The sequence below is a fragment of the Algoriphagus sp. AK58 genome (genome assembly GCF_014324365.1).
GTDB lineage: Bacteria > Bacteroidota > Bacteroidia > Cytophagales > Cyclobacteriaceae > Algoriphagus.
Genome location: NZ_QEIG01000013.1, coordinates 46,649 through 72,889 on the forward strand (window position 1 = coordinate 46,649; position 26,241 = coordinate 72,889).

The window sequence follows — 26,241 nt, forward strand, 5'->3', positions numbered from 1 at the left end:
AAATAGGCATATCTGCGTATAGAGAAATCCCTATACGCAGATATACTTATTCAATGGGTAAATACCCGAAAATCAGGATGATGAATAGGAATTCAGGGCGTTGATGAGCTCAACTCGGTTTTTACTGTCAGCTTTTTTAAAAATTGTCTGAAGGTGTTTGTTTACAGTTCTTTCTGAAATAAAAAGTTCCTCAGCGATTTCTTTGCTGGTTAGGCCTTGGGCTACCTTCTCAGCCACTTCACATTCTCTCTTTGTCAAGCCCAATTCGGTACATCGTTGGCCAAAAATAGTACTGGAATCGACCGATGGCCTCTGGTCGGAATCATTGAGTTTTGCAAAAACCTTTCTGTTTTGAAAAATCATCTTTCGGATAAACAAAAAAGTAATGACCACAAATCCCATGTTAGTGACCATTACTTCTACAAACTGGGAGGTATCGAAATAGCTGAAAATCGGAAGGAAAACCCAAGGGCACATGGCAGCATAGCTCAAGATAGCATCCAAGCTGAGTTGACTTTCTCTGTATTTCTTACGGATGAACAAAAAAATCAAAACATCTAGGTAAATGGCATACAGAACAGGAATGGCCATACCGTACCAAATGACATTAGGAAGATCATTGGAAAAGGGAAGCAGAATACCAAATGCAAGAATGAATGGCGCGACAAAGAAAATCCACACTCCTTTTTTTGCATGCCACCCCAAATCATGCAAACCGAATACTTTGAAAAAGTAAAACGGAAAATATGAGCCCATGATGAACCCTGTTCCATAGGCAAGATTGATCTGCAAATTGAGATCCATCGCAAGGTTTGGGTCAGGAAACAATCCTCCGGCAATGTTATAGAAGATCAACAATCCCAAGAGGATTAGGTAGTACCTACGGTTTTTATCTGCCGGGTTTTGGAGATAAAAAACCAACTGAGGGATAAAAAAGAATATCTCGCAAACGACAAAAATCAATGTCGCCAGGTGCATTTCGGTGCCAAAAACTGTCATTACAAATCTTTTCTGTAGAAGAAAAACGGGAATCCAAATTGAGAAGAAGATGCATATACTGAGAACCCAAAATTCTCATACCACTTGAAATTGCGGGGAGTTGAAGTCTCCAAACAAATCGGAAGTTTCTTGTCCTGAGCCAGATTTAGTATTGACTTGAGTAGCTTAGATCCCTCACCTTTCCCTTGGTGTTCTGGCTGTACGCCGATAAACCAAACATAGAGAAATGGCTCTTTGGGCTGCACAGCTTCGATGCTGGACTCCCTTTTGACCACCTTCGAAATTCTCGAAATTCCAATCCCTTTAAAGGCCAGTTTCAAGTCCCAAATCCAAAGATTAAATGGCTTTCGCTTTCGGTCAGAATACTTGATCAAGACACAGGATTTTCCATTATCGGATAGATACACTTCGCCGTTTTCCAAACAGTTTTCCAAACTGTACTCCATCAAAATCCTCCTTCTGGCTTCCGATTTGCCGACTACAAAATCAACAGACTTATTTCCTTCAAAAGAATTGACCAAAATGCTTAGAATTTTTTTCCGATCTCGTTGGACGAACTTTTTCATATTTCAATCACTTAAAAATATACCGAGTTGCGAGGTTGAATTCCTCCCTATAGGATGATTCTGACAAGAATTATCCTATAGGGCAAGTGCGTGTTTGTGAAAAAAATTCGGCAGAATTTGTGTCACAAATACACAACTTGCAAGGAACACGCATAAGGTTCCTCAACACATTTTCAGATGCCGGAAAAGCAAATATATTATCAGCTTTCCTCAAGCCCGGTGCTTTCCTGCAAATGGAAAAAGGTTCTAAAATCGATAGCCTGTGGTAAAATCAAGCACATCATCTAAACTGAAAAGACGATTTAATCACCTGAGAAAAACATCAAATATATCTTAATCCAGTATATCCCTATATTTAGATATACAAATAGTTAGAATGTCATTGTTCTCATTTCAGAAGACATTTTTAAGAAATAATTAATCCCAGACTATCTCGGGAATCTCCTAAATGGGAGGGAGGATCAAATTCACCCTACTTTTTTGGAGTTACAGTAAGCTTGGGGAAAAGAAGTTAAAGAATTATCAGGCCCAAATAATTACCCTACCTGTGATGGTAGAAAGGTTTAGAGGTATGTTCCATCTGAATATATCCAAGTATAAAAATATATGGTTTTGCTATATTATAAACAAAATTTATCCATTTAAAACGAGTATGATTCAGATATGACTGAAAATCAACGCCTAAAAATCATCAGGAAATTCTTAAAAGAAACCCAAGAAGATTTCGGGGCTTCTTTGGGTTTGACTCAGGCGGGGTATTCCGACATTGAAAGAGGCAAGAACAATGTGTCGGGAAAAATCAAGATCCTTCTTAAAAGAGAACACAACATCAACCTCAGCTGGCTAGAGACGGGAGAAGGTGAAATGTTCGCGGCTATCATTGAAGATAGTGAAATGGATTCGGACAAACTGGGTAGCGAACAGTACTTCTTTGACCGACTCCAATCCGAAATCGAGAGACTTCAAAATGAGGTAAAACGCCTCACTGCTGAGAATAGCTTATACAGCGAATTGGTGAGATCCAAGAACCTGATCATCGAGAACTTGGAAACCAGAGTAAATCAAAAGTAAATACATATTTATATAAATACTTTTTTATAGAAACACATTTTCATATCTTTAGTTAAACCAACTGAGTTATGAAGACTATCTCTATCATGAACCATAAGGGAGGAACAGGTAAAACCACCTCCTCCATCAACATCGGTGCAGGGCTTGCCAAAAAAGGTCTCAAAGTTTTGTTATTGGATATCGATTCTCAGGCCAACCTAACTGAGGGCTTGGGAAAAGGCGATCCGGAATTATCTGTTTATGATTCCATACGAGAGAATAAAAAGTTACCGATCCTAAATATCTCCGAAAACCTGGACTTGGTTCCTTCCTCCATTGATCTGTTGGGTGCTGAAATGGAGATCGTATCCAAAATTGGACGGGAGCAAATCCTCCATAAACTCCTAAAACCAATCCGATCAGAATACGACTACATCATAATTGACTGTCCTCCATCAGTTGGGCTGTTGACCGTCAATGCTATGGTCGCTAGTGACACTATTCTGCTACCATTGCAAGGGGAATATTTTGCCTACAAAGGAGTGGATCGGCTTCTTGGGATTGTTAAGGAAGTCCGGGACAACTTAAACGACAAATTAGAAATCGGAGGAGTGTTCATTACCCAAATCAACCCAAACCGAATCCTGACCAAAACCATTGTGGAGAAACTCACTGAGGATCTCCAGGAAAAAGTGTTCGACACCAAAATCCGGATCAATGTTGCCTTGGCTGAAGCACAACTCCAAGGCCAAACCATTTTCGACTATGCGCCTGAATCTAATGGGGCCAAGGATTATGAAATGCTAGTCGAAGAAATTCTAAACAGATTAACCTGAGCAAACCATGGCTAAGAAGCTAAATGACCCAAGCAAGGGCAATAAAAACCTCGGCACAAAACAGCGAGGAATCGGAGTACTGATCAATCCCGAACCAGAAATCCTGCAAAAAGAAAAAGTATCAAGCAAGGAATTTGACACCGAAGACGTGAAAATCTACTCCCTCCGGATTCCTACTGCCATGTTCGACAAGCTCAAGTACGAAATCGGCCGAGAGACCAAAGCTTCCATGCGGGATATGATTTTGAAGGCGGTTGCGGAGTATTATGGGATTTAGGAAAAAGCAATATCCATTTCCAGATGGAAAAGCCACACACTCGGGATAAGCGCAAAGCAACAAAGGTTACATTTGGGTAGCCTAACAGGGTTTTTATTTTCCAATTCGAGTGCTATGAAATCTTAGTGGCTAAAAGGTCGTTTTTCTTCTTTCAGGGGTCAAAACCTTTTTAATCATTCACTTTTTTCTTTTTAAAAATCAATGAAAAAAGCAGTCCAATCCCTGCACCAAAAACAATCCCTGAAAAAAAACCTATTAAATCCTTATCTAATCCAGTATTAGAATTATCTATCAATGTCTTAATCACTACGCCAGAAATAATCAGGATAATTGATATGAAAATCGTTTTACCATTAGTCATTTTGTGTTTTTTTATGTTTTGTTTGGAAGCTAAGATCTATTTGGAAAGTATCAAAAATTAACTGTAAGGATTTGATATCCATACAATTTTACCTTATTCATCTGGTCGAAAAGAAAAAAAGGAGTCTAAAGCTCCCCTTCATCTGCAAAGGAAAAGTAACCTTCTGAACTTAGAATTAAATGATCCACAATGGGCAGATCCAATGAACGACCGATTTCAACCAGTCTTCGAGTGAGTCTTCTATCCTGTTCGGAAGGTTGAAGATTTCCACTGGGATGGTTATGACTTAGGATTATAGATGATGCGTTCGCTTTCAATCCAGCAGCAAAGACCACTTTAGGATCTACAACTGTTCCTGCAGTTCCGCCGGTGCTGATGGTGCAGATACCCAAGACACGGTTTCCTCTGCTCAGTAGCATCACTTGAAATTGCTCAATGTATTCTAGCGCGTCAGAATTCCAGAATTTCAACAAGACATCATAAACTTGCCTGGAACAAGTAACTTTTGGACGTAGGCTTGCTTTGATTTTTGGTCGATAAGCAAGTGTAATTTCTGCGACTTCATTAAAGTGGAATGATTGAGTTAAAGCTTCCATAATTTTTTTGAGTTTTGATGAAACATGAATTATGGAATGACCTCTGCCCTGTTCCGAGCAAGGCCAAGAGGAAAAGGAATAAACAAGCGGAGATTCGCGGGCGAGCTTTATGCCGGAAGCTCTTGGCAGCCCCGAGGATAAAGGGCTAACTTATTCCGGAATTCAGGTTCAACTACCTCGACCTATTTTAAAAATTGAAAAGTGTAATTGTCTTAGAATCATTTTCCGGATAATGCATTCTTGAATATGCCACTAAAATTGGTTAAAAATATGAAATGCGTTTTAATGAGATTTTAACCAAATCGAAAATAGGATAGCGAATTCCAATTAATATTCAGGCTACTTCAACCAAGTGATTTCCATGCATCGTTAATGGAATGTATCTCTCCTCTCAACATATGATTATGAAAATTTAATACAATCTGGCTAACCAAGTCTTGTTTATTGAAGGTTTCAAGAATGTTAGGAAATAGCTTAATATAGTCAGCAACAAAAATACTTAAAAGGGCAATGCAATATTTCATACTTGTTAACGTCAAGCGTTTATACGCCTCATTTTCTTTCGAAAACATCATTTCAAATTGAAAGACTGAAACATTGGAAGGGTGTGCATAAAGTGAAAAGTAGGAATAAATATCCGCGAAAAGATCATTTTCAAGGCCCATAGTTCCTGAAACTTCCTGCCAAGATAAAAAATTAATATCAAGTCCCGTAAATGAAATTTTGTAATCCTTTTCTTTCAGCTTAACAAAGATTTTACTCTTGTTTTTTTCAGTTAGAGATTTGAATAAATCTGAATTTTCTATGTCCTCCTTAATCCGCTCAATAAATATTCGCTCCTGTTCAAGCTTTTCTAGTGAATCTGGTAACCTGACATTAAATCTCTGTCTATACTTTAATCCAGAAGAAACCCAAAGGTTATAGACTAAATCTTTTTTTTGTTGAGAATCCGGAAGAATGTAAATAAGGTGAAAAACACAAACAATTTCGTAAAGCGTCCTAATCAAAGGTGCAATTGAGGTCGGGTCAATAATTGGATTAAGTTTGCCCCCATTTTTGGAATTGAAACCTACCCCCCCAAGAAGTTTGTTAATATGAGTTACCTTGGTAAAAATCATCTGAAAAATCATCTTAGCATCTGCAAGAGCTTGAGAGGTCAATTTATCTTCATGGTGCTTATTTATAACTAAAAAAAAGAAATCTAAAAAGACATATATTAACTCACGAGAGCTCTCTAATGAATCAACTGACCAAAGCCACTGACAATATTCGCGAAGTTTATGAATATTCATTAAATAATATTTTTTTACCGAAATAATATTTTATCTAATCAATAATTAAAGGAAAAAAGGTTTCAAGACAATTCTCATAAACAAACACAATATAGTCTAAAGAGTGAAAAACTATTATGGAACGTAGGCTTTTGGATGTGATACAATTCAAGATCAATATATCCTCATATTACTTTATTATTTTTTAAAGAAATGGGTGGAGAGCACCAAGGACAATCACCTCCTGTTGTCATTCTTTGGAATTTCGGCCAACAGGTATCGCAATAGTCTTTTCCACAGGTATTACAATGGCCATCATTAAAGGTGGCCAAAGAAATTCCACTATTTATTAATTTACTACAATTAGCACAAGTTCGAGCATTAGTAATGGGATTTTGGAGATCAAAAAAGCTGCCTAATCGACTGCCAAATGGGATAAATCCAGAAGGATCCGAATTCAACCAATCTTTTGAAATTCTAATATTGCCATCATCAGATTTGGTTATTTTTAGGGAATTAATATCACTTGAATTTATTTTTTCCTTGAGATTTTCAATTTGTTCTTTTAACTCAGAAACAATATGCTCTTTCTCTTCCTTTTCTTTTTTCCTTCCCTTTTTAACAGATTCCAACTCCTTTAAGGCTATAGACAACTCTTTTTCTTTAGCCTCCAAATTCTCTTTTATTTCTGTTAAATCTTTTACTGCATTTATTTTCTTTAGGATTTCATTTTGCTTTTCTGGAGAAAGCTCTGCCATAGTCTGATTAAAAACCTTAATAATGGTCTCCAACTTTTTCTCTTTAAGCATAAAAAGCTCTGCTAATTCATTCAGCATTTTTTTCTGAACCTCTCCCTTTATTTCTGTAACATCCTTGAATGCTCTTATCCATGGAATAGGCCTTGACGTTTTGACCTCATTCACAAATTTTAGGGTTTCAAAATCTATTCCTTTTGGCAAAACTTTTTCTAAAGCCTCTTTCGCGGCCTCCTCCGTTTCCAAGTTCTTTAATGCGGTTCTATAAGTTTGATAATGAGTCAAAACCTCCTCTCTTATAAAAACCAACATTCTTTTATTAAACTTATGTGAATAAATGTACTCGGCATGAGTTGGTGAAATTTTCCTACTACCTAAAACTCTTTCAAAATTACGCCATTCTAACGGGCTGCCATACCTGCCATCAATAACTAAAATCATAACAAAACAAGTATTCAACACTTGCAAACACGATTCCCACGGCTCCAATTCTGGAGAATTATCATGAAAACCTTCTGCAGAACTCAAAACCGGCCTGTAACCAAGTTCTGTTAGATAACGAGCTAATTCAGCACGGAGGTCTTTAAGATTATAGTCCGTGGAACTAACAAAAATTGGAAATGGATACTCACTTGTTGAAATCATGCTGCGGAAATTGACATTTTAACTTGACTATAGGCAATAAAGTCTAGGGCCTTAAATCATCTCTGGACAATTTAGAAAAAACCTAGAATTAAACCCTTAGAATTAATCACCTATTCATGTCTGTCCGACCAAAAACAAATTCAAATCCACATAATCAAAATAGCTCTCCCTATGATCAATAACATCGACCTCCATTTCCCAAACATCCTCCTCAATACCCAGATCGATATTAAGGGATTTGAGCAGCCTCCCGATTTTATCTTTCCCTCCTCTTAAAACCTGCAAATCCCAATCAGTTGCCAATCCATTTTGGATGCAGTATTGGTACAGTTTAGCAACCTTGATAAAGCTATTGGTGTAGGTCTCCCCGGTAGCATCATTGTCCAGGTAGAGCTCTAGTTTCTGCCTTTCCTTCAAAATATCAAGCATTAGTCGCAGACTAAGATTTGCTGTACTGTTTAAAATGATGGCTTTGAAATCTGTAGCACCGGAAAGTTTCAGATAGCTCAAAAAGTCAAACCAACCCTCAAAAACCTTAATGCTTTTTACAGTCCCAAGGACCTGAATCGAAATACCTCCTCCAAGAATGTTCCCCTTGAAAATGGAGGATCGGAGTACCCATCCGCCCGATTGGTTCGGAAAACCCACTGCGAAATATCGCTTGCCTTTGTTCTGCCAATGCACCTCTTTACCGAAAGGTGCAATATCCTGAAGATCAATTCCCCTTCCTTGGATGTATTGTATCAATGCATCGTGGCTGATCTCGGAAACTTTCCCCACCACTATTTTCTGGGGGATTTCTGGTTTTTGTCTTGGAAGAAACTCTCTTACCGGAACAGTACCGGAAAGGCTTTCCACTGACTCGAAGAAGGTTTTGTTTTCAAATTCCTGCACTGCTGCGATAATGTCTCCTCCCTTTCCAGCAGCATGGTCGTACCACACATTGGCTTTGTCATCCACCGCAATTGAGCCAGTTCGCTGTTCCAGGAAACCGAAAAAATATTCTTTTCCGTGGATGCCTTCATATTTCAAAAATCCTGATCTGACTAAGCTATGGAAATAATCCAGCACAGGGAATTCCTGTTTGATCTTGGTAGCGGCTTGTTTTACTTCTGAGTAGTTCATGTTATTTACATTTTTATATAATTACATCTATACATAAATAATGCATCTTATTGATTTAAAGGAGTCTTATCTTTCCTTTTGTCGTGAATTGTCGGATTACCTGCAAAAAGAAAAAGAGGGGTAGTGGTAAGTGGAAATCGTACGATTCGCACACCTCGTACCCCTCGTACAGTTCGATTTTTACGATTGAGCTTACTCGTCTAACTCAAGTTGCTTGAGCCATTTCCTTACAGCACCTTCTGACACTCCGAGTTCCTGAGCTATCTTCACATTGGTATGGCCTTCATTTTTGAGTTCCAAGGCCTTAGTCTTCAGTTGAGATTTATCGACCGGATTCAACTGCTTTAAATGATCTGACTCTTTCCCAAACTGGAGGAAGCGAAACGAACTGAAATTGGAGTCTTTACCGATTTTACAGACCAGGACATTTTCGGAGGGATATTTAAAAGCACCATACCTGACTTTTATCTGCTTCAAGTATTTAATGGAGGGGTCTTTTTGACTTTCACCTACGGCGAAACAAGAATCAATTAGGTTAATGAAGCTCTTGCTGCCTTGGATATCGTTTCTACTGATCGGTGCAAACAGGTTCCTTTTTGGAGTATGGGCAATGAGCAAAATCGACCAGCCATGAATTTTCTTCAGATTGTTAAGCCTAATTAAAAAAGGAGTGGTATTCCTTGCCTTCTCATTATCTGAAATCACACAAGACAGATTATCGATTACCAAGATTTTTGCACCGGACTTGGAGGCCTGAACCTCTATCTCTTTAAATAGAAAGCTTTCATATTCTTCAAAAGCCTCATCAAATCCGTAAGGATTGATTTCTGCTCTCAGGAAAAGGTCACTGAATTCGAAATGATCAAAAAGTATATCCTTTTCCTTATCGTATTGAGCATATCTCATTTCAAATTGCTTGGCCGTCAGTTCCAGGTCAAAGTAGATGACTTTGGAGGCTTTCAGCTCCATCTCCAACCCAAGGGTTGGTACTCCTTTGGATACACTGTCGATGATTTGGACAGCAAGTAAAGACTTACCTTGATTGGTATCAGCGAAGAGAATGCATAGCTCTTCCTCATACCAAAACGGACCAAAGATCTTTTTGGGAATAGGTTTGGTCTTCGCTTCATCCATCCATTCATTGGCGGATTTGATGATTAGAAAGTCACCGGAATTCGAATCGTTCGATTCTGTAAATTGATTTATTGAGGTCATATTTTTTAGGCAATAAGGTTTCTATTAGCATTTTGGAGTAAATGCTATTTTTAAATTTTTAGTAAACTTTTAGGATTTATTCGACTAGAAATAAGGACTAGCCGCGAGAGATATCAGGGTATGAAAAGTTCATTAAACCACCTTGCCTAGGTTGATTTTGATCAAAAGAATGTTCAACTTGGAGCATGTTTTTAATTTTGAGACGGTTAAAAGCAAACCAAGGAACTGCCTATTGAGCATTTTCAATGAAAGGAAAGGATGGTCATCCTTTCCTTTTTTAATTCTCAAACTCCCCGGCAAAAAACCTATCCACCTCTCTCTGGTGAATAAACCGTCGTTTCCCTCGATACATAGAGCGAAACTCCTGGCCTTTGGATTCGGAAACTGATTCCATTTTTGAAATGGAATAATGAGATTTCACTCCCGTTGCCTCCATGAATTCTTGAAGGGACAACCATTCATCTTTGACGGATTTACTGGCTGGATGAATGCTTGAGATTTTCTCTTCTAGATTCTTGAATTTCTCTTCCAGCCATTTTTGGCTAACAGCCGCAAACGGAATAAAAGTGTCTTGATTCATATTGATTTGAGTTTGATTTACTCAAATATATAGAAAAAATATAAATCGGTCACTGGTGACCGTTTTTTTTATTGATTCAAATCAATTGGATTGAGTCGATAATAATGAAGCATTTCGGAATCGAATCGATCATCCATCCATTTTTTCAAATCTGAAATATTTTGATTCTCATCAATTATCGCCATCCTGAATTGAAGTCTATTTACCTCCGGCCAATTCAAAGATTTATAAGTTCTGAAAAATTCGAATACTCGTCTGACTTCTTCAATTTCCATGCATCGCTGAAAAAGAGCGAGATCAAGATGCTTTAAACCTGACAAAAACCGAGTAGGACCGGCAGCATTTAACAAATCAATCAAGTCTTGATCAATTTCTGCAAGAATCTCTATCAATTCCTTTTCCTCAAAAACTTGATCAAAATAATCTATGACCTTCTCTAAGGCAACATTCTCAAAGACCTCATTTACCACCATAGAAGGTGTAAACTCAACCGCCAAGACATCCTCAAAATAGTCTCTAAGCAGCTCAATATGCTTAACTTCCTCTTCAATTAGACTGATCACATCTGTATTGAAATTGCTTAGGATCGAGGAGTCACCGCCATTTTTATTCACAAATCGTATCCCTAGCCTTGATGCAAATTTGGTTTTCGCATTCTTGTACCTTACCATGACATATAAAGGAAAGCTAGCAGCCGATTTTCCAATCTTCTCCAATTCCTTGCCGTGGTAATGTTTGATTGCCAGTTTTGTTTTCTTTTGCATACTTATCGCTGAATGAAGGAAAGGATTCTATTGTAAGTTTCCACGGTTCTTCTTTCGGTGTAATATTTTTTAAGAACCGAGCCGGGTGAATGCCCAAATATCATTCTTATATCGTTATCATCCATCCCCAGTCGGTCAGTCCAGGTTCCAAAGGTCTTTCTACCTACCTTATTGGAAAGCACATCCGGGAATTTAATTTTCTCTGCAAGGACTTTCAGGTTCTGATTAAACTTTTGTTCTGAAATAGACACGCCTGCAGGAAAAAGATAATCTCCACCTTCTTGAAAATACTTTTTGACGATACGTTTTGCGGTATCATTGAGGGGGATCCAAAATTCTTCCCCATTCTTTTTTCTCTCCCCCTGAAGCACCATGTGTTCAGGGTTTTCTTTCAGCAAGTTCCAATCAAACCCATTTTCTGAACGGATTGCGATCAAATCATTATAATACAGTGCTGTGTTGCACAGCAAAAGAAAAAGATCCCTCGTGATTTCAAGCCTTCGCTCTTCAGGAGAAAATTTCATTTCAGACAGCAGTTCGTACTGCTTATCATTAACGTATATGATTTTATCAGGCCTTTTGGTTGACTCGACATCCAGTCTTTCAAATATTCGCTTCTTAAAAAGAATCCCATACTGGTCACAATACTCTCGATAGATTACCTTCAGTCGATCCACATATTTGGCAACTGTGGTGTCGGAATTAATATCTGTAGAATCACTCCGCAAGAAATCAATAAACCCCAACACAAAAGCTTCATCCAAATCAGCCATCACAGCTTGGCTTTTAAAGCTATCAACCAAATTCTTTAAGGTCACATATACTTTTCTCGTTCCTTCTGCCTTTTTTGAGGAAGCCCCAAATTTGAGAGAATAATCGATGTAGGATGAAATTTTATCACTTGCCCCGGGAGCATTTGTTCCATTGACACCTTTTATTCTTTTGCCTTGGTGTTTTACCAGATATATGTTCTTCAGTTTATCAGCAGTAAGAACCTCACTCCGCTTATAATAATCCTGGATGATTTCTTTGAGATGATGAATTTCCCTTGCAATTACACGATTATGAAAATCCGCGTACAGATATTGACTATTGACCCATTTTAATGGTTTTCCAGACCAAGCATTTTTTGGAATCTTTTCAAGGTTGAGATTAATGTAGTGTCTTCCTTTTCGATTAATGCACAAATAAATCGCTTCCCCATCTGGTGACTTTTTACTTTTCGGATTCAAAACCGCTGAAATTTTGAAATCTATCATGGTTCAAAATACCGAAAAAAATCAAGGCGGACAAGAAGGGGGACAAATTGGGGGACAAAAAGGGGGACAAAATCATTAGAATTTATTAGAATCAAATAGATTCGAAATAGTTCTAAATGCCTGAAAAACAAAAAACTCCGAACAATTTTGACATTGTTCGGAGTCGAGAAGTAGCGGGAACAGGACTCGAACCTGTGACCTTCGGGTTATGAGCCCGACGAGCTACCAACTGCTCCATCCCGCGATATTGTGATGCAAAGGTAAGTACTATCTCTCAAAAATCAAGTACCTTTGCAAAAAAATCTTTAAAAATGACCGCTCATCCCCATAAAGCAGGTTTCGTCAATATCGTAGGTAAACCCAATGTGGGAAAGTCCACGCTGATGAATATCCTTGTCGGTGAGCGACTTTCCATCGTCTCCTCCAAAGCTCAGACCACCCGGCACCGAATCCTAGGCCTGATCAATACCGATGACTATCAAATCGTTTTTTCGGACACCCCTGGAATGCTTAAACCCAAATATGAGCTCCACAAGAGCATGATGGGCTTTGTCAATCTATCTTTGGAAGATGCGGATGTGATTGTATTTGTCACTGACCTTTTTGAAACTGATGAGGAAATCGAAGAGGTGATCCAAAAAATCAATGCTTCCGGCGTTCCGGTGCTTTTGGTCATCAATAAGATTGACTTGGCCAAAGAGGGGCAGCTCGATGAAGTCACCCAATATTGGACTTCCCGAATCAAGTCAGAAACGGTAATCCCCGTATCCGCTCAGGAGAAGTTCAACACGGATAGAATTCTTCAGGAAATCGTAGAAAGACTTCCTATCCATCCACCTTTTTATGATAAAGAGGAACTAACTGACCGCCCAGAAAGGTTCTTTGCCTCCGAGATCATTCGTGAGAAGATCTTTACCAATTACAAAAAAGAAATCCCTTACAGCACAGAAGTTGGCATTGAAGATTTTCACGAAGAGGAAAATATCATCAAAATCCGGGCAACCATCTTTGTGGAAAGAAACAGCCAAAAGGGAATTATCATCGGAGACCAGGGAAAAATGCTCAAAAAAGTAGGCATCGAAGCTCGGACTGACTTGGAGAAATTTTTCGGAAAAAAAATCTTTCTGGAAACCTTTGTCAAAGTCGAGCAAGACTGGCGAAAGAATAAATTAAAACTTAAAAAATTCGGGTACGACCCATCCTAATCATGGCAAATATAGTAGCAATAGTAGGCAGACCCAATGTGGGTAAATCCACTCTTTTCAACCGCTTGGTCGAAGAGCGAAAAGCCATTGAGGACAACATGAGCGGTGTCACCCGTGACAGACATTATGGTCATGCCCAGTGGTCCGGAAAATTCTTCTCGGTGATTGATACCGGAGGGTATGTGACAGGTTCGGACGACATTTTTGAAGCAGAAATACGAAAGCAAGTCAAGCTGGCTATCGAGGAAGCCGACGTGATCCTTTTTGTGGTGGATTGTCATGATGGATTGACCGATTTGGATTCGGAATTTGCCAATGAACTTAGAGGCACCAAAAAACCACTTTATATCGTGGCCAATAAAGCCGATAACCAGGAAAAATCCCTGATGGCTAATGAATTTTACTCCATGGGGCTGAGTGACTTTGAGATTTTCCCTATAGCAGCGGTAAGCGGTAGCGGCACGGGAGACTTATTGGATGCTGTGATTACCCATTTCAAGGATGATGGAGAAGAAGATCCAGACGCAGGAGTACCGAAAATTTCCATTTTGGGTAGACCCAATGTGGGCAAATCCTCTTTTCTCAACGCCCTCCTTGGCCAGGAAAGATCAATCGTAACCGATGAGGCGGGTACTACCCGCGATGCCATTCACACCCGATATAAGTTTTTCGGAAAAGATTTTATTATCACTGACACAGCGGGTATTCGCAAAAAAGGTAAGGTTAAAGAAGATATCGAATTCTATTCCGTCATGCGTTCTTTGAGAACCTTGGAGGAATCAGATGTCGTGATCGTGATGGTAGATGCTACGAGAGGCTTAGAAGCACAAGATATCAACCTGATTGGCCTGGCTATCAAAAACAATAAAGGAGTCATGATCATGGTCAACAAGTGGGATTTGATCGAAAAAGACCACAAAACCATGAATAAAATCAAAGATGAAATGCTGGAAAGACTCGGGGAGCATAAGTGGATCCCGATTATCTTCACCTCAGTGGTAGAAAAGCAAAGAATCTTTCAAGCCATCGAGTTGGCAGTAAAGGTCTTTGAAAACAAAACAAGGAGAATCCCAACCTCAAAACTTAACGATGTCATGCTCCAGGAGATTGAAAAATATCCTCCTCCGGCATGGAAAGGGAAGTACATTAAAATCAAATACGTCACTCAACTCCCTACCAAGAATCCTGTTTTTGCATTCTTCTGCAATCTTCCACAATACATCAAAGATCCTTATACCAGGTATCTTGAAAACCGCCTGAGAGAAAACTTTGATTTCGAAGGAGTTCCTGTAAAAATTGTTTACAAAAACAAATAAAAAATATTTGGACGGCACTTGCACAATTGAAAATATTACTAGTACCTTTGTGGTGTAATTAAGAAAACCATAACAAATGAAAAAGGTATTTGCAATTTTCGCAATCGCTGGTTTGATCGCTACTGCTTCTTGCGGTAACAAGACCACTGAAGAAACAGTAGAAGAAACAACTGTAGTTGAAGAAACTCCAGTTGTTGAAGAAGCTCCTGCTGTTGACACTGCTGCTGTAGCTGCTGACACTACTGCTGCTCAGTAATCCAATCCAGCTTTGGAAAAAAATTAAGAGTCCCGAATTCGGGACTCTTTTTTTATTTTTGGCTAAATGAATTTTCCTCCCGGCCTTCTTCATATTGCAAAAACCCATTTTCCTGAAAGGTCAATTTCTTATTGCCTGAAACTTTGGCAGGAAACTCCTTTTTGCTTGCATGTAAAAAATCCCAGATCCACCAAGCTTGGAGACTTTCGCTATAGAAAAGACCGGAAATTTCAGACCATCACGCTTAATTCTGATCTGAATCCTTACCAGTTCCTCCTCACTTATATCCACGAACTTGCCCATTTAAGGGCTTTTGAGAGGCATGGGATTCACCACGCTCAGCATGGCCCTGAGTGGAAAAAACTATTTCAGGAGTTGATGGAGCCGCTTTTGACAGATGCCATTTTTCCTCGCGACTTACTTGTGCCTTTGAAATTGCACATGAGAAACCCCTCGGCAAGCTCTGCGAGAGATCTTTTCCTGATGAAGGAGATGAGTAAATACGACACCAAGAACCCTCACTCAAAAGAAGTTTTCCTGTCCGATCTTTCCCCCGGAAATACCTTCCTACTTTCGGGAAGAAAATTCAGAAAAGGAGAAACGAGAAGGACTCGGATACTTTGTGAGGAAGTGGGTTCGGGAAAAAAGTTTTTGGTCTCTCGACTTGCTAAAGTTCAGGCTTCAGATTAGTCTTTTTCTTCTCCGATTTGATTTTCGGGCTGTGAGAAATCTTTGGGTTGAGGCAGATCTTGAATGGAATTGATCCCAAAATACTCCATAAACTTCTGTGAGGTCCCATAAATCAAGGGTTTTCCTACACCTTCCGATTTTCCTTTGATTTCGATCAATTCTTTTTCCAAAAGTTTTTGAATCGAATAGTCACTGTTGACTCCACGGATTTGCTCCACTTCTCCTTTGGTAATCGGCTGCTTGTAAGCAATGATAGAAAGCGTTTCCAATTGCGCAGAAGAAAGTCTCTTTTGTGACTGCTGCCTCAGCAGAATACTGATACTTGTCTGATAGGCCGGTTTGGTCAAAAATTGATATCCTCCTCCGAGATGCTCTAAGGCAAAGGAAAAATCGTCCTGATTGTATTTCTTTCTCAAGTCGTAAATAGCCGCTTCGACATGGTCAATAGGAACTTCTGCCTCAAACATTTCGCTGAGGCACTTGACGATCTCTGTGACTGTAAGAGGCTCCGGGGCACAGAATATCAGAGCCTCAATATGGCGGTGAAGGAAATCCAAAATTACTTTTTGGCCAATTTTGCTTCAATGGAATGCATCGTATGGGGGACAGCTTTCAGCCTCTCCTTGGATATCAACTTTCCTGTATCCACACAAACTCCATAGGTGCCGTTTTTGATGCGGATCAAGGCATTTTCCAAATTGATGACAAACTTTTGCTGTCTTGCTGCCAATTGGCTCAAACTCTCCCGCTCCAAGGTATCAGCCCCATCCTCTAACAATTTGGATGTCGAAGCGGTGTAATCCGTCCCACTGTCGTTTTTCTTACTTAGGGTTTCTTTCAAAGAATGAAGTTCTTCTTTTGCCAAAGCCAACTTCTGAAGAATGATTTCTTCAAATTCTTTGAGCTCCTCTGGGGAGTATGCGGTCTTCTCTTCCTGACTCATAAGGGTCTAGCTTTTAATGATCGTACTGGGACTTTTTTGGATTGGTACCCTAAAATACAGTGGTCTTTGATAAATGCAAAGATTTAAAGATTTTGATAAAAAAGACCATTGGGAAACAGCGCAAGGTTTCTTTACTATCGGCTGTAAATCAGTTATTTATTTAAAAAATCTGAAAAATATTTTAATCCTGAAAAATTGATTGTTGTTAGGCTACAGCTTTCTCATGGGGAACCACTCTTTCCAATCGTTTCGAAAGAACCAGATCGTCGACTTCCATTCGAAAGCGCATGCGAAGGTATTGTTTTACATCCTGAATACTTTTTCCTTCTTTGAGGATGATTTCCTGAAGCGCGAGTGTGATCAAATCCTTTTCCATAGCCCTAAAGATTAATTATTAAGATACGAAAATTTGCTTATCGGGCCATATAAAATATTATCAATCAGAGTTTTGTCCCTACCACTATCGTTTTTTTAATGATAGATGTTCTGCCATTGAGATCAAATAGCTCCACTAACAGAATATAGTACCCCGGTCGGACTCTTGCGCCTGTTGAATCGGTACCAGACCAAGTGTACAAACCACTCATTCCCAAAAGTTGATTTTGCGCTAAGGTTTGGACCAAAAGTCCGGAAGACGAGTAAATCGAGAAACTGCCTACCCAACCCGGCTGATCCAATTCATACCTAATCGTGGTAAAAGTAGGACCAAAACTACCCTCAGGATCAAACACCTGAGGTTCAACCTGAATCAGTTTGGATTCGAACTCTCCGCTTATAGCCATGGAATTTCTTTTTCCAGGTGTAGCATAATCCTCGTTGCCTGAAGCGGACTGCCAGTTGGCAGGAACCTCTGCTGGGGTTTTAGAAGAGATTCTCTCCAAAGAGACCCCCTTGGTGTTTCGGATGAGCGGGTGATGCATTTTAGGATCGTACGTGAATTTTTCCATGACCTCTCCTCTTGTTGAAATCAGAACGACCGTACCTCCTGAAATGGGGTAGCTTGGAAGGCTGGAAATCTGAAGATAAGCCCCATCGGCAGATTTCGGATAAGCTAACCTCAGACGATTGGAGTCGGTACTTATTGCCAAAAAACCTCCGGGACCCAACATACTTCCCTTTGTACCAAATACCCTAATCTGATTGGGTAAGCCAGAGTCATTCAAATTGGCCAAAGCCCAGAACTCCAGAGAAAGATATCTCTCGGTAGTATTATGAATCTCCACAAATTTTGGATCTCCTACCCTAGCGTCAAACAATACTTCATTTATGATCAAGTCCCCCTTATCTGCTTCCTCGGCAAGTACCAAGGTGACGGAAAGCCCTCCATCTAGAAGAATTCCGGCACAGGTAACCAAGTCAGAGATATGCAACTCATACTTTAGACTTGGGATAGCAGGTTGAACAAGTTTGATATGCAAAGCTCTTCCCGCCGAGGAAATCCATACCGAATCCGCTCTGAGTTCAGGTGATAGGGAAATTTGATCTGATTTGATTTTTGGCACAAAAGGCTGATTAAAAACCAGTTCGATATGATCCGGACCCAGAAAATAGGCAGTTTCGATTTTTAACTCACCGTCGCTTGTTTCTATGGAGAATAAGGAGTTTTGTTTTCCAGGAGTGCCTCTACTTGGATCTGTCGAAGGCCTTAGGAATTCCGAATTATCACAAAGGAAAAACGGATTGATGACTTCGAGGCTGTATCCTCCATTGGCAAATTCACTCCCTCTCCAAGAAGTAGTCACAAAACTCAACTGATCGATCGGCTCACCCAGTGAAGAAGTCAGTCCCATCACATCTCCGGAATTTAACATAGACGGCCAAGGACTGACAGGAATTACAGACCCAAACTCCTGAAGTTGATTGGCTTGGTTGGAGGGAGCAAGAAGCAAATATTCTCCGGGTTGAATCCAATATTCCGACAACGCGGTACTACTTCTGGAATTGGAAAATCTGACACCCTGAAGTCTAAATTCCTTCTCTGTAGGATTAAAGAGCTCCACATACTCCACATTGGGAAGGTCCTGATCTACCCTTGGAGCAGGCATCAGTTCGTTGATTACCAAAGACTTATATCCAAACGCTGTAGGATCAGAAAACCGAAAAGTCACAACCGTATCTCTCAAAAAATTTCCCTCTAAATCAGGAATTTGGTTGATAGACAAGCGGTAGCTTCTTCCCTCTTCCAAATTCTCTTGAAATCCAATAATCACGGTCGAATCATTCAACGCTTTTATCCTTTCAGGCTCAACCCCTTCCAGGCGATAGGCTATGGGAAAAAGCGAAAACACAGGATCAATAGGTTCGTCGAAGCCCAGAAATAATTCATTCTTAGCGTATCCTTTTAGGGTTGCCACCTTTGGAGAAATGACATCCTGAACGAAATTCCCCAGCTCAAAATCATCCAACAACCATCTCGCCCCGCTTCCACTACCTGGGCCATAAAGAATTTCGATTTTCAAAAAGACTTCATTAGAGTCAGTTAATTCATCGGGAAGCTCCAAAACAAATCTTCGGTACTCTTGATTTTCATTCCCGAATTCATTCTCCCCACCCAGTAAGGCCCTATTTGTAAATCCTCCATTCAAACTTTCTCCCCAAGAAAAATACACTAGGGCAGGACGATTACCCGTCCCATTTTGAAGGCTTCTGGCCCAAAAGGAAACCTTTGGATTTTCAAATTCTGCAGGTTTAAGCCTAACCCAAATTTCACCATTGAAAGTACTGATAGGCTGAACCGCCAGCGCTCTGGAGTTTCCTCTGCCGAGGTTGGGCGATTGAAAAATGCGGGAAGCTGTACTTCTTACTTCATTCCCATACCATCCGGGAAGAAATTCTTGAGGAAATGATGCAATCGAAAACTGGGATTCGAAATTCTGCCTTTGTCCGAACAGCTCCTGAGACAAGGTGAATCCAAAGCCGACGATTAACCAAAAAACAATAGATCTAAAAAGATGATTCATAAGAAAAATGAGCGAAAAGAATGAGTTGAAAATACAAAAATTAGTTTGTTCTTGATTTTGGCCCCTTGAAATTTTCACGGAAAAATTGCCACATAATCCTGAAAATGAACTCCTAGTCCTTACTTTTGCAGTCCCAAAACCAATAAAAACCTATTTATACACACATGAAACTGGCTGTAGTAGGCGCCACCGGTCTGGTAGGCTCCGAAATCCTCGAAGTGCTCGACGAGCACAACTTCCCTTATGACGAACTGCTATTGGTCGCTTCTGAGCGATCTGTGGGTAAACAGATCGAGTATAAGGGCAAAAAACACACAGTGATCGGTCTCGCTGATGCTGTGGCAGCCAAACCTGAAATCGCGATCTTCTCTGCAGGAGGAAGCACATCCCTCGAGTGGGCACCAAAATTTGCAGAAGCAGGTACCACTGTGATCGACAATTCCTCTGCATGGAGAATGGATCCCACCAAAAAACTGGTAGTCCCTGAGATCAACGCCAAAGAACTGACCAAAGAAGATAAAATCATCGCCAACCCGAACTGCTCAACCATTCAGATGGTCTTGGCTTTGGAGCCTTTGCGTCAGCGCTTTGGCATCAAGAGGATCGTAGTGTCTACTTATCAGTCCGTGACCGGCACAGGGAAAGCTGCGGTGGACCAAATGATGGCCGAGCGCGCAGGCGAAACCAACCCTCCGATGGTCTATCCGCACAAGATCGACATGAACGTTCTTCCTCACATCGACGTGTTCCAGCCCAACGGATACACCAAGGAAGAGATGAAAATGATCAACGAAACCAAAAAAATCTTCAGCGACAATACCATTCAAGTGACTTCTACCACTGTGCGTATCCCTACTATGGGAGGACACTCTGAGGCTGTCAACGTGGAATTCAAGGAGGATTTTGACTTGGCAGAAGTGAGAAATCTTTTGGAAAATGCTCCGGGTGTGATTGTACAGGACGACCCAACCAATTTTGTCTATCCAATGCCGATCACTTCACACAAGAAAGACGAGGTATTCGTGGGTCGATTGAGAAGAGATGAGTCACAACCAAATACACTCAATATGTGGATCGTGGCTGATAACCTCAGAAAAGGAGCTGCTACCAATGCGGTTCAGATCGCAGAATACCTCTTGGAAAATAAACTGGTCTGATGAATCTCAGCGAGCTCAATAGCGCTGAATTCAGACAATTTGTGCAGGATCATCTTTCAGAAGATCCTGCACTTTTGCTTTTCAAGTATCAGGGAAAAGTGGCTTTTGACCTGAAAATGGCCGTGCAGCAGATTTCTGCCAGACAAAAAGCGGCTAAAAAACTTCCAACTTGGTCAGCAAATCCAAATCTCATTTTCCCTGCCAGCATTTCCCTAGAGCAAAGTTCTTCCGAGGAAACTGCCAAATTCAAAGCGGAAGGTCAGACTGGAAAAGTACTAGTCGACCTTACCGGAGGTTTTGGAGTTGATTTATATCACTTGAGTCAAGGATTTGACAAAGGGATTTACTGCGAGCGCCAACCTGAACTCTTTCAAATCACGAAGCATAATCTGGAGCTATTAAGACCCGGAAAGTTTGAATTTAAAGAGGGGGATGGATTGGATTTTTTGGAAAAAACGGAGCAACATTTTGACCTGATTTATGCCGACCCGGCAAGGCGCGGAAGCGGCAATCAGAAGCTCTACAAGCTGCAGGATTGCGAACCCGATGTGGTGAGTGCTTGGTCCCAATTGCGCAGCAAATCTGACAACATCCTGATCAAAGCTTCTCCTATGCTGGATCTCACTCAAGCTTGGTCAGAACTTCCTGAGATTCAAAAAATCACGGTGGTTTCCGTCAAAAACGAGGTAAAAGAGCTCCTGCTTTCCTGGTCAAAAGGAAAAACCGAGGAATCCCGACAGATTCAAGTGGTCGATTTGGGAAGTAGTTATCCCACATTTTCATTTGATACAAAGGAAGAGGAAAAGGCACTTGCAACTCTTGGGGAAGCAGAAAAGTACTTGGTCGAACCGCTCAGCGGAATCCTAAAGGCTGGTGCTTTTAGCCTTTTTGCAGAGCGTTTTGGCTTAAAAAAGCTGGAAAAAAACAGCCACCTCTATACGGGAAATAAGATTCCCCCAGGAATACCGGGCCGCGTTTTTGAAATCTTTACGGAAGTTTCACCAAAAAAGCAGGAAATCAAATCCCAATTCCCTTCTGGAAAAGTCAATGTGATTTGCCGAAACTACAGCATCGGGGCTGAGGAACTTAAAAAGAAATTGGGACTGAAAGATGGGGGTGAAGACTTCCTGATCGGAACCAAAACGGGAAGTGGATTTAAGGTTTTTTGGTGCAGGCGAGTGAAATAGGAATTTAAAAGTGCGTCGAATAAATCAGAAGCAAGAGACAAGACCTTAGACACAAGAACGTTCGGTATCCTGCAAAGCTTGGCTTACATGTGATTTTTCACCAAATTAGAGGATGGGGCAAAGGAGACTTTTTATCATCGCAGGATGAAATGGAGCTGGAAAAACCACTGCTTGCTTTCGGATGCTTCCCGAGCTTTTGGACTGCAAGGAATTTGTCAATGCTGATGAAATCGCGAGAGGATTGTCTCCTTTTCAGCCTGAGACCGTTGCGTTAGAGGCTGGTCGAATTATGCTTTCACGGATCCATGAGTTGATTGAGAGAGGAGAAGATTTCGCCTTTGAAACAACTCTAGCTACAAAGTCTTACTTGAGTTTTATCCGAAAAGCAAAAAAGGCAGGTTACTTCGTCTCTTTAGTTTTTTTCTGGCTGGAATCTCCCGAGTTGGCCATTGAGCGAGTAAAAAAGCGCGTGATGGAAGGTGGACATCACATTCCTGAAGGTGTGGTGAGAAGAAGATACCAAAGAGGAATTGAAAACCTATTCAACCTTTTTTTCAACGAGGTAGATTATCTATTGATATTCGATAATACAGGACCAGATCCAGAATTAATTGCTGAGAAAGAAACACAATTGAATATTTTAAATATTTCTAAATTTGATTTAATAAAGGCATTTTCAGAATGAGCACAGAAGAAAAGGAAATCTTAAAAGAGAAACTAAAATCAGCAATCCTGAATTCTGGCGAAGACTTTTTGAAAATGAAAAAGCGATTCGGTCAGAAAATTGTGACTCAGATTGATGGCAAGATCGTAACTCGGACACCGGATTATTTTTTAAAGAAATTAAAAGAGAAGAAAAACTAGTTCTCTGTCAGAAGCAATCAGTTTTAATCAAATTCACATTTACATTTTAGAGAGATTATTCCAAGAAAAAAGGTCTGTGAGGACACAGACCTTGGTATAATTGAGGTTTTAATAAGATTACTCCTTTACGTCTTCGTAGTCGACGTATTCGCCGCCTTGGATATCTTTTTTACGCTTTTCCAGCTCTTCTTTGGGGATATAATCTACCACTACAGAGTCTTTAGGACGGGAAGCATGCTTTTGGGCACGCTGCTGTTCCATGGCGGCTTCATTTACTTGTTTGGCAAATTGAGCAAGCTTGGATCGTAGAAAATAACGGAGGAGTTGGCCTAGCAGCCAACCCACTCCAAGAAGTATGATAAGAAATTTTACCAAGGTTATTCAGTTTTACGAACCGGATTACCTACTCAAATAAATGTTTCGCTCAGAGTAGATTTTCAAGAAATAATCATCCATCAGGTCGTCGATAAAGTAAATCGCTTCACCGGTGGATTTCATTTCAGGCCCCAGTTCTTTGTTGACATTCGGGAATTTGTGGAAGGAGAACACAGGTTCCTTGATGGCATAACCCTTCTTCACCGGTTTGAATTCAAAGTCGGTGACTTTTTTCTCTCCCAACATCACCTTTACGGCATAATTCACATAAGGTTCCTGATAGGCCTTGCAGATAAACGGCACCGTACGGGAAGCCCTTGGATTGGCTTCGATCACATATACTTTGTCATTCTTGATCGCAAATTGAATATTGATCAGTCCGACAGTCTTCAAAGCAAGCGCGATTTTCTCGGTGTAAGTCTCGATCTGACGGATCACCAAATCGCCCAAGTTGTAGGGAGGAAGCACGGCGTAGGAGTCTCCGGAGTGGATACCGGCAGGCTCGATGTGCTGCATGATGCCGATGATATAGACATTTTCTCCGTCACAAATCGCATCCGCTTCCGCTTCGATTGCGCCTTCCAAGAAGTGATCGAGGAGAATCTCATTGTTTGGAATGTCCCGAAGGACATTCACCACGTGCTCTTCAAGTTCCTTTTCGTTGATCACGATTTTCATGCCCTGACCACCCAACACATAGCTGGGACGAACAAGTAGAGGGAATCCGATCGTTTTGCAAAGCTCAAGAGCTTCGTCTGTATTGTGAATCGTGCCAAATTCAGGATAAGGCACGTTGTTTTCTTTCAACAAAGTGGAAAATAGACCACGGTCTTCTGCCAAATCAAGTGCCTCAAAGCTCGTTCCGATGATCTTGATGCCGTATTTGGAAAGTTTTTCGGCCAATTTCAATGCCGTCTGACCACCCAGCTGTACGATAACGCCAACCGGATTTTCGTGCAAAATGATCTCGTAAATATGCTCCCAGAACACTGGCTCGAAGTAAAGCTTATCAGCCACATCAGGATCGGTAGAAACCGTCTCCGGGTTACAGTTGATCATGATGGTCTCATAGCCGCATTCCTTGGCGGCCAAGACCCCGTGCACACAAGAGTAATCAAACTCGATTCCCTGCCCTACACGGTTTGGTCCTGAACCCAAGACTACCACTTTCTTTTTCTCCGATCTGATGGATTCATTTTCCTCCCCAAAAGAGGAGTAATAGTAAGGAGTTCGGGCTTCAAATTCCGCTGCGCAGGTATCGACCAGCTTGTACACCCGCTTGATTCCCATTTCATGATAGCGCTTGTTGAATACATCGCTTTCCAAGCAATCCAACAAATGCGCAATCTGACGGTCAGCGTATCCTTTTTTCTTCGCCAGATCCATCAGTTCAAAGGGAATGGTGTCGATTTTATATTTCTCAATCTCAGCTTCCAAATGGATCAATTCCTCAATTTGCTTGAGGAACCACTTGTCGATTTTAGTGAGATCTTGGATGGTACGGAAGGAAATGCCGAGTTTGAAGGCATCATACACATGGAACAATCGATTCCAGCTAGGATTGGCCAGGGAGTATAAGATCTGAGCTTGATCTTTCAGTTCTTTTCCATCAGCGCCCAAGCCATTTCTCTTAATTTCGAGAGACTGACAGGCCTTTTGAAGTGCTTCCTGGAAATTGCGACCGATGCCCATTACTTCCCCTACCGCTTTCATGGAAAGTCCCAGTCTACGGTCGGAACCCTTGAACTTGTCAAAGTTCCAGCGAGGTATTTTTACGATTACGTAGTCGATAGAGGGCTCAAAATAGGCTGAAGTAGTTCCGGTAATAGAGTTGGACAATTCGTCCAAGTTATACCCTACCGCCAGCTTGGCAGCAACTTTCGCGATTGGATAACCGGTTGCTTTGGAGGCAAGTGCGGAAGAGCGGGAAACCCTTGGATTGATCTCGATGCCGATGATGGTCTGGTTATCCGGACTTACAGCAAACTGTACGTTACAACCTCCGGCGAAATTCCCGATGCTGTTCATCATCGTGATCGCATAGTTTCTCATGCGCTGATAGACCGTATCCGGAAGTGTCATCGCAGGTGCTACCGTGATCGAGTCACCGGTATGCACGCCCATCGGATCAAAATTTTCGATAGAGCAGATCACGATCATGTTGCCGATATTGTCTCGCATGACCTCCAGCTCATATTCTTTCCAGCCGAGGATGCTTTGCTCGATCAGCACTTCATGCACCGGAGATGCCTGAAGTCCTGCCGCTAGGTATTTTTCAAAGTCTTCTGCCTTTTCCACAAAAGCACCTCCTGCTCCACCAAGGGTGTAGGATGCTCTGATAATGAGTGGAAACCCAATTTCCTGAGCGATTTCTTTACCCTGCAGCATGGAAGTAGCCGTGGCACCTTTACAGACACCTACTCCAATATGCTCCATCAGGGCTTTGAATTTTTCTCGGTTCTCGGCGGTATCGATGGCATCGATGTCAACACCAATCATGCGCACACCAAAATTTTTCCATATTCCTGCTTTTTCGCAGTCAATGGCAAGGTTAAGGGCGGTTTGCCCTCCCATGGTAGGGAGTACGGCATCGATATCAGGATGCTCAGTTAGGATTTTCCGGATGGATTTCTTTTCCAGCGGGAGCAAATACACGTGGTCGGCAGTCACCGGATCGGTCATGATCGTAGCCGGGTTAGAATTGATCAGGGTGACTTTGATTCCTTCTTCACGGAGCGATCTGGACGCCTGGGAGCCGGAATAGTCAAATTCGCAAGCTTGACCGATGACGATGGGACCTGAACCGATGAGGAGGACGTGCTTGATGCTACTGTCTTTAGGCATTAGAGAGGAGGGTTGAGGAAAATTTCACTTAAGTCCAAATTGGGGCAAAATTAGAAAAATTATCCGAAGGGGGAAGGGAAAAGGCGGGAAGTTTGGATGAAGTAAAATAGGGAGGTACGGATATAAAGAGATTAGAAAGTGTGTA

The 26,241-nt window shown here is 41.0% G+C and carries 27 protein-coding genes and 1 tRNA gene; 10 read left to right on the forward strand and 18 right to left on the reverse strand.

The window, feature by feature from the left end:
- Positions 1 to 72: 72 nt before the first annotated feature.
- Both DDT91_RS20755 and DDT91_RS12240 read right to left on the reverse strand, forming a co-directional pair.
- Positions 73 to 999: a helix-turn-helix transcriptional regulator gene (locus DDT91_RS20755; protein WP_187176474.1), complete on the reverse strand. Its 927-nt coding sequence runs from the start codon at positions 997 to 999 to the stop codon at positions 73 to 75.
- Positions 999 to 1,565 (reverse strand): GNAT family N-acetyltransferase, encoded by a 567-nt coding sequence (locus DDT91_RS12240; RefSeq protein WP_187176475.1) that lies wholly within the window; start codon positions 1,563 to 1,565, stop codon positions 999 to 1,001. The genes DDT91_RS20755 and DDT91_RS12240 overlap by 1 nt, the downstream gene beginning before the upstream one ends.
- Before the next feature lie 663 nt (positions 1,566 to 2,228).
- Between DDT91_RS12240 and DDT91_RS12245 the strand changes: the two genes are divergently transcribed.
- The 3 genes from DDT91_RS12245 (at position 2,229) to DDT91_RS12255 (ending at position 3,728) form a co-directional block, all read left to right on the forward strand.
- Positions 2,229 to 2,636 (forward strand): helix-turn-helix domain-containing protein, encoded by a 408-nt coding sequence (locus tag DDT91_RS12245; protein WP_187176476.1) that lies wholly within the window; start codon positions 2,229 to 2,231, stop codon positions 2,634 to 2,636.
- Between the two features lie 68 nt (positions 2,637 to 2,704).
- Entirely contained in the window at positions 2,705 to 3,451 is a 747-nt protein-coding gene (locus DDT91_RS12250) for a ParA family protein (RefSeq protein WP_187176477.1), read from the forward strand.
- Positions 3,452 to 3,458: 7 nt separating this feature from the next.
- A complete protein-coding gene (locus DDT91_RS12255; RefSeq protein ID WP_187176478.1) occupies positions 3,459 to 3,728 on the forward strand; it encodes a hypothetical protein in 270 nt (89 codons plus the stop codon).
- 169 nt (positions 3,729 to 3,897) lie between these two features.
- On the opposite strand, the gene DDT91_RS12260 is transcribed toward DDT91_RS12255, so the two are convergent.
- From DDT91_RS12260 to DDT91_RS12305, 10 genes are all read right to left on the reverse strand, one after another.
- On the reverse strand, positions 3,898 to 4,089 hold the full coding sequence (locus DDT91_RS12260) for a hypothetical protein (RefSeq protein WP_187176479.1): 192 nt from the start codon (positions 4,087 to 4,089) through the stop codon (positions 3,898 to 3,900).
- A 125-nt stretch (positions 4,090 to 4,214) separates the two neighbouring features.
- Positions 4,215 to 4,685 carry a JAB domain-containing protein gene (locus DDT91_RS12265; RefSeq protein ID WP_187176480.1) on the reverse strand — a complete coding sequence of 157 codons (471 nt, stop codon included), beginning with the start codon at positions 4,683 to 4,685 and terminating at the stop codon, positions 4,215 to 4,217.
- 344 nt (positions 4,686 to 5,029) lie between these two features.
- Complete coding sequence (locus tag DDT91_RS12270; protein ID WP_187176481.1) at positions 5,030 to 5,977, reverse strand: DUF5677 domain-containing protein; 948 nt, start codon at positions 5,975 to 5,977, stop codon at positions 5,030 to 5,032.
- 164 nt (positions 5,978 to 6,141) lie between these two features.
- Positions 6,142 to 7,356 carry a DUF4062 domain-containing protein gene (locus DDT91_RS12275; RefSeq protein ID WP_187176482.1) on the reverse strand — a complete coding sequence of 405 codons (1,215 nt, stop codon included), beginning with the start codon at positions 7,354 to 7,356 and terminating at the stop codon, positions 6,142 to 6,144.
- Positions 7,357 to 7,470: 114 nt separating this feature from the next.
- The gene (locus DDT91_RS12280) at positions 7,471 to 8,481 is read right to left on the reverse strand and encodes a toprim domain-containing protein (protein WP_187176483.1); all 1,011 of its coding nucleotides are present in this window, start codon (positions 8,479 to 8,481) and stop codon (positions 7,471 to 7,473) included.
- 192 nt (positions 8,482 to 8,673) lie between these two features.
- On the reverse strand, positions 8,674 to 9,696 hold the full coding sequence (locus DDT91_RS12285; RefSeq protein WP_187176484.1) for an AAA family ATPase: 1,023 nt from the start codon (positions 9,694 to 9,696) through the stop codon (positions 8,674 to 8,676).
- Between the two features lie 277 nt (positions 9,697 to 9,973).
- Positions 9,974 to 10,276, reverse strand: a complete 303-nt coding sequence (locus DDT91_RS12290; protein ID WP_077353327.1) for a hypothetical protein — start codon at positions 10,274 to 10,276, stop codon at positions 9,974 to 9,976.
- 68 nt (positions 10,277 to 10,344) lie between these two features.
- Positions 10,345 to 11,040: a hypothetical protein gene (locus tag DDT91_RS12295; RefSeq protein ID WP_187176485.1), complete on the reverse strand. Its 696-nt coding sequence runs from the start codon at positions 11,038 to 11,040 to the stop codon at positions 10,345 to 10,347.
- A gap of 2 nt (positions 11,041 to 11,042) precedes the next feature.
- The gene (locus DDT91_RS12300; RefSeq protein WP_187176486.1) at positions 11,043 to 12,299 is read right to left on the reverse strand and encodes a tyrosine-type recombinase/integrase; all 1,257 of its coding nucleotides are present in this window, start codon (positions 12,297 to 12,299) and stop codon (positions 11,043 to 11,045) included.
- Positions 12,300 to 12,470: 171 nt separating this feature from the next.
- Positions 12,471 to 12,543 (reverse strand) — tRNA-Met (locus tag DDT91_RS12305).
- 67 nt (positions 12,544 to 12,610) lie between these two features.
- Here DDT91_RS12305 and era point away from each other — a divergent pair.
- The 4 genes from era to DDT91_RS12325 all read left to right on the forward strand — a co-directional run bounded on the left by era (position 12,611) and on the right by DDT91_RS12325 (position 15,766).
- The gene (era, locus tag DDT91_RS12310; protein WP_187176487.1) at positions 12,611 to 13,504 is read left to right on the forward strand and encodes a GTPase Era; all 894 of its coding nucleotides are present in this window, start codon (positions 12,611 to 12,613) and stop codon (positions 13,502 to 13,504) included.
- A 2-nt stretch (positions 13,505 to 13,506) separates the two neighbouring features.
- Complete coding sequence (gene der / locus DDT91_RS12315) at positions 13,507 to 14,820, forward strand: ribosome biogenesis GTPase Der (protein ID WP_187176488.1); 1,314 nt, start codon at positions 13,507 to 13,509, stop codon at positions 14,818 to 14,820.
- 76 nt (positions 14,821 to 14,896) lie between these two features.
- Positions 14,897 to 15,076: a hypothetical protein gene (locus DDT91_RS12320; RefSeq protein ID WP_187176489.1), complete on the forward strand. Its 180-nt coding sequence runs from the start codon at positions 14,897 to 14,899 to the stop codon at positions 15,074 to 15,076.
- A 165-nt stretch (positions 15,077 to 15,241) separates the two neighbouring features.
- On the forward strand, positions 15,242 to 15,766 hold the full coding sequence (locus tag DDT91_RS12325; protein ID WP_255502105.1) for a SprT-like domain-containing protein: 525 nt from the start codon (positions 15,242 to 15,244) through the stop codon (positions 15,764 to 15,766).
- On the opposite strand, the gene scpB is transcribed toward DDT91_RS12325, so the two are convergent.
- The 4 genes from scpB to DDT91_RS12345 all read right to left on the reverse strand — a co-directional run bounded on the left by scpB (position 15,763) and on the right by DDT91_RS12345 (position 19,669).
- On the reverse strand, positions 15,763 to 16,323 hold the full coding sequence (gene scpB, locus DDT91_RS12330) for an SMC-Scp complex subunit ScpB (RefSeq protein ID WP_187176491.1): 561 nt from the start codon (positions 16,321 to 16,323) through the stop codon (positions 15,763 to 15,765). The two genes, DDT91_RS12325 and scpB, sit on opposite strands and share 4 nt — an antisense overlap.
- A gap of 2 nt (positions 16,324 to 16,325) precedes the next feature.
- Positions 16,326 to 16,709 (reverse strand): TraR/DksA C4-type zinc finger protein, encoded by a 384-nt coding sequence (locus DDT91_RS12335; RefSeq protein ID WP_187176492.1) that lies wholly within the window; start codon positions 16,707 to 16,709, stop codon positions 16,326 to 16,328.
- Positions 16,710 to 16,914: 205 nt separating this feature from the next.
- Positions 16,915 to 17,085, reverse strand: coding sequence for a hypothetical protein (locus DDT91_RS12340; protein WP_187176493.1), 171 nt, complete (start codon positions 17,083 to 17,085; stop codon positions 16,915 to 16,917).
- A 64-nt stretch (positions 17,086 to 17,149) separates the two neighbouring features.
- Complete coding sequence (locus DDT91_RS12345) at positions 17,150 to 19,669, reverse strand: lamin tail domain-containing protein (protein ID WP_187176494.1); 2,520 nt, start codon at positions 19,667 to 19,669, stop codon at positions 17,150 to 17,152.
- Between the two features lie 164 nt (positions 19,670 to 19,833).
- On the opposite strand from DDT91_RS12345, the gene DDT91_RS12350 reads away from it, so the two are divergent.
- The 3 genes from DDT91_RS12350 to DDT91_RS12360 all read left to right on the forward strand — a co-directional run bounded on the left by DDT91_RS12350 (position 19,834) and on the right by DDT91_RS12360 (position 22,698).
- Complete coding sequence (locus tag DDT91_RS12350) at positions 19,834 to 20,826, forward strand: aspartate-semialdehyde dehydrogenase (RefSeq protein ID WP_187176495.1); 993 nt, start codon at positions 19,834 to 19,836, stop codon at positions 20,824 to 20,826.
- Positions 20,826 to 22,013 (forward strand): class I SAM-dependent methyltransferase, encoded by a 1,188-nt coding sequence (locus DDT91_RS12355; RefSeq protein ID WP_187176496.1) that lies wholly within the window; start codon positions 20,826 to 20,828, stop codon positions 22,011 to 22,013. The genes DDT91_RS12350 and DDT91_RS12355 overlap by 1 nt, the downstream gene beginning before the upstream one ends.
- Positions 22,014 to 22,194: 181 nt before the next feature.
- On the forward strand, positions 22,195 to 22,698 hold the full coding sequence (locus DDT91_RS12360) for a zeta toxin family protein (protein WP_255502106.1): 504 nt from the start codon (positions 22,195 to 22,197) through the stop codon (positions 22,696 to 22,698).
- Positions 22,699 to 22,994: 296 nt separating this feature from the next.
- On the opposite strand, the gene DDT91_RS12365 is transcribed toward DDT91_RS12360, so the two are convergent.
- The gene (locus tag DDT91_RS12365) at positions 22,995 to 23,252 is read right to left on the reverse strand and encodes a DUF4834 family protein (protein ID WP_187176497.1); all 258 of its coding nucleotides are present in this window, start codon (positions 23,250 to 23,252) and stop codon (positions 22,995 to 22,997) included.
- A 24-nt stretch (positions 23,253 to 23,276) separates the two neighbouring features.
- Complete coding sequence (gene carB / locus DDT91_RS12370) at positions 23,277 to 26,096, reverse strand: carbamoyl-phosphate synthase large subunit (protein WP_187176498.1); 2,820 nt, start codon at positions 26,094 to 26,096, stop codon at positions 23,277 to 23,279.
- Positions 26,097 to 26,241: the final 145 nt, after the last annotated feature.